We start from the raw sequence: 17,093 nt of genomic DNA, 5'->3' as shown, positions 1-17,093 counted from the left end.
TTAAAAGTTAAGATTAACGTTAAATCCGATAGATCGGGTACCCGGCAGTCCGCCACCTTCCCAGAAACCAAAACCGTTGGCGTTGTTCTGAATGGCAGTTGGGTCAACTCCGCTGGTGCTGGAGTAAATCAACAGTGGATTCCTTAAGTCGAGCGATACAGCAGCTCTGCTGATAGGAGTTCTATCAAGTAGACTTACAGGAAGGTTGTATGTGAATCGAAGTTCACGAAGTTTAATATAGCTCGCATCTTCTAACCACGCTTCCTTGTTGTAGAACTGATCAATACCCCAGTTTGCAGCATTACGCAGGTAAGCCACTTCGTTACCGTCGGTGTCTACACCTTCTATCAATACTCCACCTGTATTAGCGCTTGTTTGATCCAAAGGAAGGGATGTATACGCAACTTCATCGCCATCACCATTGATATATGTTGTATTACCATTTGAATCAACTAAAGGATCACGCATTGGGTTTCCAAGAGCGTTGTTTCCAACGGTATTAGCGGTCAATCCGGAGTAGGTTCCAAACATTCGTGAAATGGAGTAGAATTTACCGCCCTTCTGGAAGTCAATAAAAGCTCCAATTGAGAAATCTTTGTAATTGACACCCAAATTGAAACCACCATTCCAGTCAGGTAAGATATTTCCTAATGGCTTGTTATACTCTAATGCATAAGTACCATTGGAATTTACAATTCTACGACCTTCATCATCCAGTAAATAACCACCATAGGCACCTGTTGTTATTGCCTCACCCCACTCTTCTCCTTCAACCGCAAAGAGTTGAATACCAAATGATGCGTTTTCAAGTAAACGACGCTCAATACCTTCTGTCAACTCATCTACAACAGATTTGCTTGTTGACCAGTTTACGTCAACCTCTACACTCCAATCAGAAGTTTGCACAGGGGTAGCACCTAAAGCTATTTCCCAACCTGTTGTTGTAAATTTACCGGCATTCACTAAAGTTGATTCATAACCACTGGCGCCTGAAACATCCAGTTCTAAGATCTCATTTTCACGTACTGAGTTGTAGTAATTCACATCTGTTCTCAGACGACCATCCAGGAATCTCAAATCAATACCAAACTCATAATCAGATGAGATGGCTGGTTCAAGGTCCGGATTGAAAAGAGTATTAGGAACCGACTGAGTAGGCAAACTACCGAATGGAGTTCCACTATTAAACGTTTGGAACACACGGAAAGGATCCAGGTCATTTCCTACCTGTGCAATCGATGCACGAAGCTTACCGAAGCTTAATATGTCCTGATTTGCAAACATGTCGAACTCAGTAAATACCAAACTACCGGATACACCATAGTAGAAGAATGAGTTGTTGTCTGCAGGCAGTGCAGAAGACCAGTCATTTCGTCCGGTTAGATCTAAGTAAACTAGATCCTGGTAACCGATTGTTGTGGTTCCGAATAAACTTCTTACCTCTTTCTGTTCATTGTAGTTAGAAACCCCAGGACGATCAATAGAAGCATCAATGTTAAAGAAGTTTGGCACAGAAAGGCCACCTTGTGTTTGCTGTTGCAATGAACTGTAGTTTTGGGTAAGAATATTTCCGCCAAAATAACCGCTAACTGAAACATCCTGGAAATCTTCCTGATATCGAAGACCGGCTTCATAGTTCACTTCACGACGTGAACGCTGTGCGGTGTAGAACCAGTCCTGCTCCAGTCCACCTGTGGCAATTCGGTCTTCCACGTTAAAGCTATAGGTATCCAAGTGAAGTTTACCTTGCAGTTCAATATTCTCGTTCACGTTGTATGACAACTGGTAGTTACCATAGATACGATCCCGATCATCATTCTGTTTGTTTTCATTAATGCTGAAAAACGGACTATCCCAATAGAGCGGACGAGTATCCGTATTGGAACGGATGTTCCAGGACATCAGTGTTCCGTCATCTGTACGGTACTGACGTAGTTTATCCATATCCAACTGTCGCTGAAACCACTGGTTAAATGACTGAACAGAGTTACCCTGAACGGCGGAATACCCGGTTGCAGGACGTCCTTCCGTTGCTGTATTAACGTAGTTAAACGCAATTCTGGATGTGAACTTATCTGAGTGGCTTAACGCACCGTTAAAACTCAATGACGTTCTATCGAGCTGTGAATTAGGAACAATACCGCTGTTAGACGTATTGGTCAAACCTGCACGGAAAGATGCGTTTGATGAACCGCCTGTAATAGAAAGGCTGTTCGACATTCTCAAACCTGTCTCAAAAAAATCACGGACGTTGTTTTCTTGTGGTACCAAGGGAACCTCAGTTCCGTAGTCGTTCTGTCCGTCACCGGTAAAGTCGTGGTCAAACCAAGACCACCACGGCCGGTACATCGTACCATCCATTTTTGGTCCCCAGCTCTCATCCGCAGCGTAGTTCAACCCGTTGTAGGTCTGTCCGTCACGCGGGTCGGTATACTGAATAAAGTTTTGAGTGTACCCGCCGGCATATTCATTCTGATATTCCGGTAGGATATACACATCTTCAAATGTGGTATTGTGATTAAACTCAACCTGAAGCGGTATATTTTCACCCATGGATGCATTTTTGGTTGTAATCAAGATTACACCATCGGCAGCACGGTTACCATAAAGAGCCGCGGCGGCAGCACCCTTCAGAACTGATACACTTTCTACATTTTGAAGGTTTAGGTCAGATGCAAGGTTACCCAAATCACGACCTGTTGTTGAACCACCTTGGTTTGTCACAAAAGACTGGTTGGCAATAGGTGTACCATCCACTACAAAGAGTGGCTGGCCATCAGAAAGTCCGTTCGCACCACGAATACGGATTCTTTCAGAACCGCCAAAGCTTGTACTTCCTACAACCTGAACACCTGCAACTTTACCGGCAAGCGCACCAACAATGTTATCCTGTTGAACACGCGCAAGCTTTTCTGCGTTGACGTCCTGAACAGAATAACCCAAAGAACGCTGCTCGCGGCTAACACCGAAAGCTGTAACCACAACGTCGTCAAGCAGACGAACATCCGGGTTCATTTGGAAATCAAAAGTAGTGTTATTTGCATCAACGGTAATTTCCCGTTCCAGCGTAGTGTAACCTACAGAACTGATACGAACGTTATATGTACCGTGTTCAACATTAGCAATGCTGTACTGACCATCCATGTCAGTAGCATCACCTGTTTGCAATTCAACGATGAAGACGTTCACTTGTGGAATCGGTTCATCGGTATTTGCGTCAGTAATCGTACCTGTAACTGTGCTCGACTGCGCAAAGGCAAAAGAGACAGAAACGAGTACCATCAGAGAACTTAATAGTAGCTTTTTAAGCATACCTGTACCTCGTGTTTTGTTTTGGTTTTGATTGACAGGGTTTTAGGGAGGGAGTTACAGTTAATTTATACAGTAACTTAGGTTCTATTTTCCCATAATCAATAGAATTCCATCTTTAAATTAGAGCCTTCCCAACAACCTTAACGATTTTAACAAAGTTTATTTACTTATCAAACGTATAGATGAAATTTATAACGCCGTTATTATAACATGTTAAACATTGGTTTGCAACAATTTAGACCTATTCGGTAAATAGATTATCAAACTAATCATAAAAACCTTACGCGATATTGTGCATTTATGAATGTAAATCTCGGTAAACAGGTTTAGACCTGACGGGTTTTAGAAACCTGTCATGACTGGGATAATGCCCAAACCAAATGGCGTAGCCATGACCCACATCCTAGCCACAGGTTTTAACCTGTGGTATGTGGATTGCGAGATCCAGTTAGAATGCCGTAGGCATGATGCACAGAGATACCTTTTTACGGATTATTTGATTAACCATTATCCTGTGGTCCGTGCCTACGGCACTAAATAATTCGGAGGACTATTGAACACCCCACAATGAATTGTGGGGCTAAGATGTGCTGGCGTGTCTAACGACACTTTAATGCAGTACATAATCCAAATCCATCCTTTACTTCAAAATGAAAATGCATTTGAAAGAATGGCACTTCAATCCAAGTAAGTGCCTAATTAACCAAATGGCGTAGCCATGTCCTATATCCTAGCCACAGGTTTTCAACCTGTGGTATATGGAATACAACATCCAGTTAGAATGCCGTAGGTATGGTGCACAGGATTCACGTATTCAATCCAATCCGGTAAAAATGAATTTATCATCATATTGAACATTGAATGATTTGAGAAGCTTCTCGTACTCCTCCCTAAACGTCATTTTTCGATGGTGCTCTTTTTGATTCCGGACATATCTGTAGACGTCATTTTTTTGTGATTCGCTATACGAAAAACAGCCAAATCCTTTTTGCCAGGAAAATCGACGCACAGACAATCCATTATCATTGATCCATTTTGATGATTTCGCTTTCACCGATTGCATCAATTCTGATTCAGAAATTGATGGCTGTTTTTGGAAAAAACAATGAATATGATCCGGCATACCATTTACTATTAAGGATTTACCACCTGATTGATTTATTAAATTTCCAATAACAGAGTGTAGCTTATATTCCCACTCCGGGCTTATCAATGCTTTTTTATTCTTAACTGCAAATACGGTATGCAGATAAATTTTGTGATATGTATTTGCCATTTCTCCTCTCCCCTTAGGTTAATTGTTTAAAATATCTCTCTTTACCTCTTAATTTTATTGAAAAAAGAGATTATTGTTAAATATATCAATCGTGCCTACGGCACTTTCTACTATCGCCATCTATGAAGAACCCCACAATGAATTTTGGGGCTAAGATGTGTTATCGTGTCTAACGATACTTTAATGTATGATTGCTTCCAATTCTCAATAGATCTTATCTACAACAACTTTATACTGACTACTAAAAAATTCAAGATTAAATCTAAAAACAGGACTCTATCAAGTGACGTGATCATGTCCATATACTTCATTTATAAAGAGACTGGTTGATTAACACAGATCCAATGGCGTAGCCATGAATTACATTTCAGCCAAAGGTTTTAACCTGCGGTATGTGGAATACAACATTCAGCCAGGATGCCGTAGGCATGATGACCAAAGATATCTTTTGCCGGATTATTTGATCAACCTACATACTGTGGGCCGTGCCTACGGCACTAAATAAATTCGGGAGACTATTGAACACCCCACAATGAATTGTGGGGCTAAGATGTACTGGCGTGTCTAACAACACTTATTTTAAATCACGTGTTACAAATATTTAGACTTCAAAAAATGGCAAAATTAAATAACGAATTTAGGTCATCTTCCATTTTAGTACGATTGTTAAACCATACGAATGAGACATCTTCATGAATCTATTATTAAATTAGACAGCTTAATTAACACAACCACAATGGCGTAGCCATGACCCACATCCTAGCCACAGGTTTTAACCTGTGGTATGTGGAATACAACATTCGGTTAGAATGCCATAGGCATGATTCACAGAGATACCTTTTTACGGATTTCTTGATCAACCATCTTCCTGTGGGCCGTGCCTATGGCACTAAATAAATTCGGGAGACTATTGAATACCCCACAATGAATTGTGGGGCTAAGATGTGTTGGCGTGTCTAACGACACTTATTTTAAATCACGTGTTACAAATCTTTAGGCTTCAAAAAAAAGGTAAAATTAAATAACGAATTTGGGTCATCTTCCATTTTAGTATGATTGTTAAACCAATACGAATAAGACATCTTCATGAATCTATTATTAAGTTAGACAGGTAGTTTAACACAGATCCAGTGGCGTAGCCATGACCCACATCCTAGCCACAGGTTTCAACCTGTGGTATGTGGAATACTACATCCATTTAGAATGCCGTAGGCATGATTAACAGGAATATCCTTATCCGGATTATTTGATTAACCATTATCCTGTGGGCTGTGCCTATGGCACTAGAGAATTCGTGAGACTATTGAATACCCCACAATGAATTGTGGGGCTAAGATGTGATTCGTGTCTAGCGACACTTTATTGGAATGAGGCTCAATAGATCTTTCGCATTTGTAAGCTGAATAAATCAAGATCTAAGACCTGACAGGTTTTGGAAAACTGTCAAGTCTGGGAACCCCAATTATATTCTCCTTAATCCACCACAACCCTCGGGATTGATGCCGGCAGGCGAGTCAAAATCTCGTAATTCAGGTTGTTGGTCATCTCACCGAAAGAAGCTACGGTAATCTCATCATCTCCCTGGTGACCGATCAGGACAACTTCATCCCCTTTTTCAACACCCGGAATATCTGTGATATCTACTGTAATCATGTTCATATTTACCAATCCGGATACATTTGCTCTCACTCCTCTAATCAACACGTAACCGGAGTTGGTTAGATTTCTCCCAAAACCGTGAGTATATCCAATGGGAACCGTGGCAATTCGCATATCACGCCCTGCCATATACACATTTCCATAACCGATAAAATCTCCGGCTTTCACCCATTTAGTACTCATCACCTCACTCTTCCAGGTCATCACCCTGCGAAGCGGATCTTGCTCTTCCTCAAAATCATTAGCCTTGGCGTGATGCATGTATGTCTCCCGGCTGGGCCAGAATCCGTACTGGGCAATACCAATTCGAACCATATCGTAATGCATCTTAGGCATGGTTAAAAATGCCGCAGAACTGGAAGCATGAACGGGAGGCATCTGATCAAACATTGATTTGGCCATTTCCACGGCTTCTCGAAAGGTTTCATTCTGTTTCTGAATCCTGAAGTAGTTTGCCACACTTTCAGCCCCCGCATAGTGTGTGCAGATCCCTTTCAAATCAAAAGATTCGGGATTGTCATTAATCTTCTGGAATACTGTTTCCCATTCCGGCTTCTCAAATCCTGTCCGGTGCATACCGGTTTCGATCTGAAGATGTACCCTGGCTTTTTTTCCCAATTTACCTGCTTCTTCAAACGCCCTGTCCAGGCGTTCCATCTCAAAAAGATAGACCTCAATACCATTTTCAATTGCCCAGGATAGTTCCTCATCCCGTATCATTCCCATAATCATAACATCCGTATCGGGATTTGACCTGAACTTCAGCACTCCTTCAGCCTCATCTGCACTGAATACAGAAAAGTGATCAATCCCGCATAATTCAGCCAACGGAATAAATGAGGAGATCCCATGACCATATGCATTCCCTTTGATTACCGAAGAGATTCGCACGCCATTTTTAGCCCTGCTTTGTAAAAACGAGAAGTTCTGTTCGAGTGCGGAACGGCTAAGTTCAATAAGTGACGGCTGAAGGGATTCGGACGGAGATCGTTGCATGTAGAGTGATAGCTGATAAATTTTCAATTCCTTGTACCTGACTGCCTTCCGATTGCGGTCAGGTTTTACATCGATTCGAACAATGCTTTGAGTTTATGGCTATTCGGCCAGCGAGTTGTAATAGTCCACTAAGCGGGCTATATCCAGCCTGTTTGAAAAGTCTAAATTCTGTTGATCTGCAAATTGTTCCAATTCATCTTCAAAACGATCGAAATTTCTCATTACCCTTCTTTGGTTGGGTCTTCGGATTCTGTTAAAATCATCGTTACCCACCTTCAGGTAAAACACCTCGTCCGTTACATATCGATCTTGTTGCGTTGCCTGTCCATAACTGGCAGCGTCTTCGAAGAAATTTGTGTTGTGGCGAACGACAAATGTGGCTTCCCCTTCGGAAACTACTTCAACAAAATCGTCCTCGGAAATCCCGCGCAGATCAAATCCTTTTTTGAATTGGTGCACCTTTTCATTTGCTGTAAATTCAAAAGATTCAATTTGTTCGCCGCTGACATTGAATGCAAGATTACCGCTCATAAAATCGATACTCTGGGTATGTGTATTGTATCGAATTTGCAGTGGACGCGTAGAGTACCCGTTTTCAAGAGAGACAATTCCTTCATAAAAATCCTCGAAAAGATATGGGGATCCTTCGGTATTGGTTGCTCTGTGAACCGGAATTTGATTTGAATCCAGCATATTTCTCATTTCTGATGATGAGATATCAGCTTCATTTTGAACCTGCGAATAAACCGGTGTTGTTAGCATTAGCGTTGCAAATAACAGAGTGGTAAATGTTGTAATAGCTATCTTCATAAGTAACCGATGTTAATCAATATTTTCAGGTGCTTTGGACCTATATAGTTAAGAAGAATTTTTGAATTCTGTAAATGAAACGTTAATAAATCAGATCTTCGTATGAATTTAGTAGTTCCTCGTTATTATGTAGAGTCTAATGTGCGGGACTGATAAATAGAGACCTGACAGGTTTTGGAAACCTGTCAGGTCCGCAATCACTCGTAAACTAAATGGTGTAGGCATGGTGCACAGAAATTTCGTTTCCTGGTTTAAATATCCATCCAATATCTTGTGAGCCGTGCCTACGGCACTTATCTATCCGAGAAACTATTGAAGACCCCACAATGAATTGTGGGGCTAAGATGCGCTGGCGTGTCTAACGACACTTATTTTAAATCATGTGATAAAAATCTTTAGACTTCATAATAATAGCAAAATCAAATATCGAATTTAGGTCATCTCCCATTATTGTTAAACCATAAGATTGAGACACCTTCATGAATCTATTTTTATATTAGATAGCTTAATTAATACAAAACCAAATGGCGTAGCCATGACCCACACACTAGCCACAGGTTTCAACCTGTGGTGTGTAGAAAGCAATATCCAATCAGAATGCCGTAGGCATGGTGCACAGAGATATCTTAATCCAGATGTTTTATCCAACCTACATTCTGTGGGCCGTGCCTTCGGCATTGGACAATTCGGGGGAGATTGAATACCCCACAATAAATTGTGGGGCTAGACCACGTTTACGTGTCTAACGACACTTTAATGCAGCATATAATCCAAATCCATCCTTCACTTCAAAATGAACCTGCTATAAAAGAACGGGGCTTCAATCCAAGTCCATGTCTAACTAACCGAATGGCGTAGTCATGACCCACACACTAGCCACAGGTTTCAACCTGTGGTATGTGGAAAGCAATATCCATACAGAATGCCGTAGGCATGATTCACAGAGATATCTTAACCCAGATGTTTTATCCAACCTACATTCTGTGGGCCGTGTCTACGGCATTTATTTATCCGGGATATTATTGAAGACCCTACAATGAATTGTGGGGCTAAGATGCGCTGGCGTGTCTCACGACACTTGATGGGTATCAGGCATGTCTGATCTTTCATGTTCGAGACCTAACCAAATCTTAATTTAAGACCTGACAGGTTTTGAAAACCTGTCAGGTCTGGAATCCGGATTACTCGACCAGATTTATAAACATCTTAACGCCCGCACTTATCAACTCATCATTAAAATCGTACTTCTCGGAATGAAGCGGGGGATGCTCTTCTCCCGTACCCAAACCAAATAGCGTGATCGAGAACTTCTTCCGGAACTCCCCAAAATCCTCACTCCAGGGGAAAGGTGCCTCCGCCTTCTGCCACTCCAGCCCTGATTTTTCGGCAGCATCAACCACCGCTTTTACACCCTCTGAATGATTCACCGTTGCAGAAAACGGCTCCACCAGATCTACACTGATTTTACCCTCAAATGTTTTTTGAAGCTGCTGAACTTTACTCTTCAGTTTATTCACAGCGCCTTCCAGCTCCTCATCCGATGAAGATCGAATGGTAAAACCAACATTTCCCTCTCCCGGACTGATCCCAAAAGCCCTCTCACCTAGTTGTGTATACGTTGTTACAATTTTATTGATCGAACTTAAACTCCTGAACTCATCAAACTCCTGATCTGCGAACAAAATAAGCTCCGCGATATATGAAGCCGGATTCACACCCTGTTCGGGGTAAGCGGCATGGCTGGACTTCCCCTTAAATTTTACCTCAACACCCGTGGAGGCAGCTGCAAAAACATCCTCTTTTACAACTACCTGGTTCACAGGAAAACCCGGTAGATTATGCAATGCAAATGCTTCATCTGCATTCACTTTTTCAAACTTTGGATCCTTCAACATTCTCTCCGCTCCCTCTCCGGTCTCTTCTGCCGGTTGAAACATGATCCATACCTCCGTTTTACGTGGACGATTTTTCCCGATTTCGCGGGCAAAGCCAAGCAGTATTGCCATATGCCCATCGTGGCCGCAACCGTGCATCACCCCGTTTTTTCCTGACCGGTAGCTCAAGTCAGTTTCCTCATTCACAGCAATGGCATCCAGCTCTGCCCTGAACAGAACTGTTTTTTTTACTTCAGCGATTGCATTGAACCTGGCCACAATTCCCTCCCCACCAATGTTGGTAATCAGTTCATCTGGCTTTAGCTCTTTCAAAAGATGAATAACCCGATTGGCCGTCTCTTCTTCAGAACCAGACAACTCCGGACTTGCGTGTAACTCTTTTCTTACTCTTCTCAACAAATCTAAATCCATGGACATAATTTTGTAATCATTGACACTTCAAGATGATAGCAGTAATAGTATTGAGGAACAATCTTTCACTTTTTTTGTAACAACAGTCCACTTCACTCGTCCTACTTATTAATAAGAAAACCTTGAAAAACTATCATAAATGTAAATAGTGAACATGATAATGATGCAAAAATGTCATTATCATTCATAAGGTTAAACCTTGAGACCTATTATACTGGATTGCTTGTTTTTCAAAGTCGCAGACAAATTAATGCTTTAGCAATCATACCGTTACATAATTGTAATTCTTGCCTTTAGAGATCCGGTAGAGTTATAAATATCGTTCTGAATGTATAATCGTTTTGAATCAAATGGCTGGATCACCATTTAATTAAGTGATCTTCGAATACAAATAATTATCCGTTTAAATCAAAAGGTTTAGTCTAGAGGGATCTCCAATACTTATTATTTTCAAGCTAAAATCAGATAGGTTTATCCTTTATCTTTTTTTAGATTTTCTAATTAAATAAACCCATGATAAGATGTCACTTAATCGACACTATCAATCCTGAAATATTATGAATTCACACCATTTTTATGAATCTGTTTTTGAGGCCTTGCCTATCCCCGCTCTGCTAATTAAGCCGGATGCACCTCAATTCGGGATTCTTGATGTGAATGAAAACTTTTTCCAGATCTACTCCGATCCAGATGCGCAAATTATTGGCCAACCTTTCTTTGATGTTTTCCCGGGTAACCTTAACGACCCCAATGACCTAAACGCAAAAATTCAGCTTAAATCACTCAAAACCGTAATTGAGAGTGGAAAACCACACGATTTAGAAGTTCAAAAGTATGAATTTAAGAACCGGAAAACCGGTGAGAAAAAGTGGGCCTACTATAAAATAAAGAACACGCCCATCGTAGATTTAGACGGCAATGTTGAGTGCATTTTACACTCGGTTCTTGATGTCACTTCAGAAATCAATCATAAACAGAAAACCGAAAAAGATGAGAAGCGTTTCCGTTCATTGGTGGAAAATGGAAGTGATGTACTCTTTATACTGGATAAAGAAGGAAATCCAACCTATATCTCCCCTAACATATCAAATGTTCTTGGATATAGTGTTGAAAGTGCCATGAATTTTAAACCGGGTGAGATAATGCATCCGCAAGATCTTCCTCAAGTGATGAATGAGATTGATGTTGCCCTTTCCAATCCCGCTATGCCGATTACTGTTACACCGGCCCGAATGCGGCATAAAAACGGATCATGGCGCTGGATGGCAGGTACGATCACCAATATGCTCCACGATCCGTCGATTAATGGAATTGTCGATAATTTCCGGGATATCACAGAAAAGGTTGAAGCCGATAAAAAGCTCCGTGAATCTAACGAGAAGTTCCAGTCTCTTGTTCAATCCATTGACGGTATTTTTTGGGAAGCGGATGCCAACACATTCAACTTTTACTACATTAGCCCACAGGTTGAAGAAATTTTGGGTTATACTCCCGAACAGTGGCTAAATAATGAAGGATTTTGGCAGAATAATATTCATCCTGCCGACCGAGATGATGCTATTGAATATTATCGTCTTGAAGCAGATGAGGGACGTAACCATGAATTTGAATACCGTTTTCGAAAAGCAGATGGTAATTATATCTGGATGCGGGATGTTGTAACGGTTGTCTCAAAAAATGGAGAGCCCGATATCATGCGTGGATTTCTTCTTGATATAACCCACCAAAAAGATCTTGAAGCTCGACTGATCGATGCCTATAACCTTGCAAAAATTGGTGACTGGGAGCTAAATCTTATCGAGCACACTCTATCCTGGTCTAAATATGTAAAAGAGCTGCACGATGTCCCAAAGGATTATGAACCGGACCTGGAAAGTGCCATCAACTTTTATGAAGAGGGCGAGAGCCAGAAAAAAATTGAACAGGCTGTTGCATATGCCGTTGAAGAAGGCAAAACATTTGATTTAGAGTTAAAAATCATTACCGCTAAAAGGAATGAAAAGTGGATACGAACTGTAGGAAAACCCATTTTTTCCAATCATGAATGCGTAGCCATCTACGGAACTACACAAGATATAACATCCAGAAAAAAAGCCGAACTTGCAGATCGAAGCAACCGACTGAAGCTACAGAATATTCTGGATCAGGCAATTGATGTGATTTGTATTATTGATGAAGATGGACGCCTGGAAGTTGTGAGCAGTGCTTCTGAACAGGTTTGGGGATATAAGCCGGAAGAATTGATCGGCACCCGGTATATGGACCTGATTTATAAGGATGATAAAGAGCATACCCAAGAAGTTGCCGCCAGTATTATGCAGGGTAACGACGTTACCTACTTTGAGAATCGCTATGTTCACAAAAGTGGAGAAATTGTCCCTATTGTCTGGTCTGCCACATGGAGCGATGCGGATCAGAAAATGTATGCCACAGCGCGGGATGCCCGTGAACTTAAAAAGGCACAAAAAGAACTCAAAGCAACCGAAGAACAGCTGCGGAATATTGTAGAACACAGCACCAACATGTTCTATACTCACGGTGTGGATGGTGTTCTTACCTATGTAAGCCCACAATCCGAACACTTCCTGGGTTACAAACCGGAGGAGACAAAACGCCGGTGGTTAGATTTTATAACCGATCATCCCGACAATCAAATTGGAAGCGAGCGAACTGATAAAGCGATTCAAACCGGTAAAGTGCAGCCACCGTATGAGCTGCAACTCGAAAAATCGGACGGCCAGCTTATTTGGGTTGAAGTAAATGAAGCTCCCCTGCTAAAAGATGGCAAAACCGTGGCAATCGTTGGGTCGCTTACTGATATCACGGATCGGAAGCACTACCAGCAGCAGCTGAAGCGAAGTCTGGAACGATATGACTATGTATCCAAAGCATCGCGCGATGCTATCTACGACTGGGATATTGAATCGGATAACCTGCATTGGGGAGAGGGGTTTCAAAAACTTTTTGGGTATGACATAACTGAGGATTTATTCCCTCTTGGAGATTATACCAAAATGGTCCACCCGTCAGACCACCCTGTAGCGCAAAAAAGTTTGGATGAAGCTCTCCAATCGGATAAAACGTTCTGGAGCTGCGAATACCGCTTTAAGAAAAAAAATGGCACCTATGCATATGTGATAGAGAACGCATATATCATTCGCAACGATTCCGGAAAAGCCATCCGGATGGTTGGGGCTATTCGCGACATCACCGATTCTAAAAGGCAACAGGTTCAAGAGGAACTTAAACAAACAGTTTCTCAATTCTTCAAATCCGGCTTAAAACTGAATGAATTCATGCCCGATCTGCTCGGTAAGTTAGCTCAGGAAGGAAATTACGATTTCGCAGAATTCTGGCTTAGCACATCCGACCAATCATCACTGGTCCTGAGTTCAACTCATAACCGGAATGGAAAAGGCTCAAAGTTTCACGAGCTCAGCAGTGATGTAAAACGCTTTAAATATGGGGAAGGACTGCCCGGCAAAATATGGAAATCTAATAAAGAGATTCTTTGGGATAATATTGGTCAACACCCAAATTTTGTTCGGTCAGATTCGGCAAGTAACGCCGGGCTCCACTCCGCTTATGGCCTGCCACTTTTAAGTAATGATCAATTTATAGGAGTTCTTCTTTTTGGCAGCAATAAACCGGCGTCTGAATTTGAACAGAACATCTACAGGTTCGATGGGCTTTCAGAGTCACTTGGAAAAGAGATTCAACGAAAAATTCAAGAAGAAGAGTTCTTTCTTCTGTTCCAAAGTGCTCCTGAAATTATTGGAGTTGTAGCTCCCGATGACCGTTTTATTCGTGTAAATCCCGCTTTTTGTGAAATTACAGGCTACACCGAAGAAGAACTGACATCCAAACCGTTTACCTCTTTTATCCATCCTAAGGATCTTGAGAACACTAATAATGAGCAATTTGATACTTTTACCGGAAAACACATTGCCAAAAACCTGGTAAATCGGTGGCGTACAAAATCGGGTGAATATCGCTGGATATCCTGGAATTCATCTCATCTTTTTGGTGACGATCATCTGGTATTTGCTTTTGGAAGGGATGTAACAGAAACTAAAAAACTTGAAAAACTTCTTGACCAAACAAGTGAATTGGCAATAATTGGGAGTTGGGAGCTGGATTTTCGTAAAGATGTTGAAACACTGTATTGGTCAAGAACAACACAAGATATACTGGAAGTAGATGATTCCCATACCCCAACAATTGAGGACGGACTGGGATTTTATGAACCTGAAAGTAGGATTCTGATACATAATGCGATAGAAAAAGCAATGCAGGATGGAAGTTCTTTTGACCTTGAACTGCAGCTCAAAACCGCGAAAGGAAATATTAAATGGGTGCGATGTATAGGCGACTCCGAGTTTAAAGATGATAAATGCATTCGAATATATGGCAGTATCCAGGACATCACAGAGAAAGTTATTGCCGAACAAGAGATCTATGAAAGCGAACTACGCTTCAGGTCATTGGTTCAGGACAGTGGAGATTTGATCGGGATTCTGGACGAAAACGCTTTCTATACTTACGTTGCTCAAAACTCAGAAGCCATTTTAGGTATTCCGGCAGATCATTTTATTGAAAAACACGTTTCAGAATTTATCCATCCGGACGACCTTCCACGAATCGCAGAGATTATTGGTACCATAAAGAATCAGCAACGGTTCGAAATCGATCCGTTCCGATTTCGCGACGGATTTGGCAGATGGCGCTGGATCGAAACCGTTATCACAAATTCTTTAGATAACCCGGCCATCAACGGCTATGTGGTAAATTCAAGGGATGTGACACGCCAAAAAGAACGCGAAGAGAAACTGAAAGACCTATCCCTTGTTGCTTCCAAAACAACCGATGTTGTGATTATTACAGATGCAGAGGAGAAAATTACTTGGGTGAACCGTGCTTTCGAAGAGCTGACTGAGTACACACTGAGTGAAGTTGAGGGAAAAATTCCCGGAGATTTTCTACAAGGACCTGATTCAAGTGAAGAAACGATTGCCACATTCCGAAAAGCCATTGACAAACACGAATCAGTAAGCTCCATCATACTAAACTATACCAAGTCCGGTAATCCCTACTGGCTGGAAGTCAACATCGATCCGATTCTGGATGAATCCGGAAACTGCACTCACTTTATTGCTATTGAGAGAGATGTTACTGATAAAATTGAGAAAGAAATTACTCTCCGGGAAAGCCTTGAACGGTATGATATTGTATCCAAAGCCACCAGCGACACCATCTGGGATATGGATTTGTCTACCGGTACGATGCAGTACAACAATAACATCCACAACATGTTTGGGTTTAGCGTGGATGAGGTTGAAAATATATCCGATTGGTGGAGAAATCATATCCACCCTGACGACCGTGCTTACGTTAACCAAATGTTCCGAAAAGCGATTACAGACCGAACCGAAAGATTTCAGCTTGACTACAGGTTTAGATCCCGGGATGGCAGCTATAAATACATATTCGACAGAGCTTTTGTTATGAAGGATGAGTCGGGCGAACCGATTCGAATAATCGGAGCAATGCAGGATATTACCCAGGAAGTAGAAGAGCAGGAGCGACTAAAACTACTGGAGTCCGTCATTACAAACAGTAATGATTCCGTTGTGATATCGGAAGGAGAACCGAGCGATGGGCCCGGCCGGGAAATTATCTTTGTCAATAAAGCTTTTACCAAGCTGACCGGTTACACCAAAAAGGATGTTGAAAGTCATACACTTGAAATACTGAATGGTCCCGAAACAGATCGCGAAAAACTGGCGCTATTAGGGGAGCAGATGAACAATAAGGAGATCTCAAGAATGGAGCTCTTGAACTACAAAAAGTCAGGAGAAAAATTCTGGATCAGTCTTTCAAGCGTACCCGTGTTTGATAATCAGAACAACTGTACCCATTGGGTAACAATTGGGCGGGACATAACTGATGAGAAAAGACGGGAAAAAATTCTAAAAGACTCTCTAAAAGAGAAAGAAACACTTCTCGCAGAAATCCACCACCGGGTAAAAAACAACCTGGCCATTGTTTCCAGCCTGATGCAGATGCAGGCCATGAACAGTGATAGTGAAGAATTGAACCGTCAGCTGCTCGAAAGCGTGCTCCGGATAAAATCAATGGCCGGTATTCACGAACAGCTTTATCAGGCGAATGACTTTACCCGCCTTCAATTCTCTGATAGCCTGAAGAATTTAACACGGAATATTATCGATACACTGCAAACCGATATGGATATTGAGCTGAAGATAGACATTGAACCGATTGAGTTAAATATCAATCAAAGTGTACCCTGCTCGTTGTTAATGAATGAAGTAATTACAAATATTTTAAAACACGGTTTTGAAGGAAGGAAGAAGGGAATCATTCAACTTAAATCGCATGAAGAAGAGGAAATCGTTTCGATTCAAGTGATTGACAACGGTGTGGGATTACCCGATGATTTTGAAACCATGAAAAACAGCTCCCTGGGACTCGAGCTGATCGAATTGTTAACGGAACAACTGGAGGGAGAAAACAGATATTATTCGAATGGAACCGGTACTGTTTTCGAACTCTGTTTCAAAAAAACAGACATTAAAGGTTCAGCAAGTGCGTTTATTGATTAAATTTTAAACGCATTTTATTAAGTCGATATCATCATCCTGAACAAAGTGAAGGATCTGTGATTCATAGATTATGAATGGCTCCTTTTGACGGTTTTATAAAGCCTCTGAAAG

Annotated in this window: 6 protein-coding genes; 1 reads left to right on the top strand and 5 read right to left on the bottom strand. The window is 41.5% G+C overall.

From position 1 onward, the window contains the following. The 5 genes from CWD77_RS13455 to CWD77_RS13435 all read right to left on the bottom strand — a co-directional run bounded on the left by CWD77_RS13455 (window position 1) and on the right by CWD77_RS13435 (window position 10,365). Entirely contained in the window at window positions 1–3,312 is a 3,312-nt protein-coding gene (locus CWD77_RS13455) for a SusC/RagA family TonB-linked outer membrane protein (RefSeq protein ID WP_101074105.1), read from the bottom strand. Between the two features lie 814 nt (window positions 3,313–4,126). Next, complete coding sequence (tnpA, locus tag CWD77_RS13450) at window positions 4,127–4,588, bottom strand: IS200/IS605 family transposase (protein ID WP_101074104.1); 462 nt, start codon at window positions 4,586–4,588, stop codon at window positions 4,127–4,129. 1,473 nt (window positions 4,589–6,061) lie between these two features. Then, window positions 6,062–7,243 carry an alanine racemase gene (gene alr, locus CWD77_RS13445; protein ID WP_101074103.1) on the bottom strand — a complete coding sequence of 394 codons (1,182 nt, stop codon included), beginning with the start codon at window positions 7,241–7,243 and terminating at the stop codon, window positions 6,062–6,064. A 99-nt stretch (window positions 7,244–7,342) separates the two neighbouring features. Continuing rightward, the gene (locus CWD77_RS13440) at window positions 7,343–8,053 is read right to left on the bottom strand and encodes a hypothetical protein (protein ID WP_101074102.1); all 711 of its coding nucleotides are present in this window, start codon (window positions 8,051–8,053) and stop codon (window positions 7,343–7,345) included. Between the two features lie 1,181 nt (window positions 8,054–9,234). Further along, window positions 9,235–10,365 carry an amidohydrolase gene (locus CWD77_RS13435; RefSeq protein WP_101074101.1) on the bottom strand — a complete coding sequence of 377 codons (1,131 nt, stop codon included), beginning with the start codon at window positions 10,363–10,365 and terminating at the stop codon, window positions 9,235–9,237. A 551-nt stretch (window positions 10,366–10,916) separates the two neighbouring features. On the opposite strand from CWD77_RS13435, the gene CWD77_RS13430 reads away from it, so the two are divergent. After that, entirely contained in the window at window positions 10,917–16,982 is a 6,066-nt protein-coding gene (locus tag CWD77_RS13430) for a PAS domain S-box protein (RefSeq protein ID WP_101074100.1), read from the top strand. Window positions 16,983–17,093: the final 111 nt, after the last annotated feature.

Origin of the sequence: Rhodohalobacter barkolensis, assembly GCF_002834295.1 — a bacterium.
GTDB classification, from domain to species: Bacteria; Bacteroidota; Rhodothermia; order Balneolales; family Balneolaceae; genus Rhodohalobacter; species Rhodohalobacter barkolensis.
Note: the sequence above shows the minus strand (reverse complement) of the source record. Positions and strands in the feature narration are given on the sequence as shown.

What these genes read in the sequence shown, in the direction of transcription:
- CWD77_RS13455 (WP_101074105.1), bottom strand. Translation starts at nt 3,312, where the DNA reads ATGCTTAAAAAGCTACTATTAAGTTCTCTGATGGTACTCGTTTCTGTC.
- tnpA (WP_101074104.1), bottom strand. Translation starts at nt 4,588, where the DNA reads ATGGCAAATACATATCACAAAATTTATCTGCATACCGTATTTGCAGTT.
- alr (WP_101074103.1), bottom strand. Translation starts at nt 7,243, where the DNA reads ATGCAACGATCTCCGTCCGAATCCCTTCAGCCGTCACTTATTGAACTT.
- CWD77_RS13440 (WP_101074102.1), bottom strand. Translation starts at nt 8,053, where the DNA reads ATGAAGATAGCTATTACAACATTTACCACTCTGTTATTTGCAACGCTA.
- CWD77_RS13435 (WP_101074101.1), bottom strand. Translation starts at nt 10,365, where the DNA reads ATGTCCATGGATTTAGATTTGTTGAGAAGAGTAAGAAAAGAGTTACAC.
- CWD77_RS13430 (WP_101074100.1), top strand. Translation starts at nt 10,917, where the DNA reads ATGAATTCACACCATTTTTATGAATCTGTTTTTGAGGCCTTGCCTATC.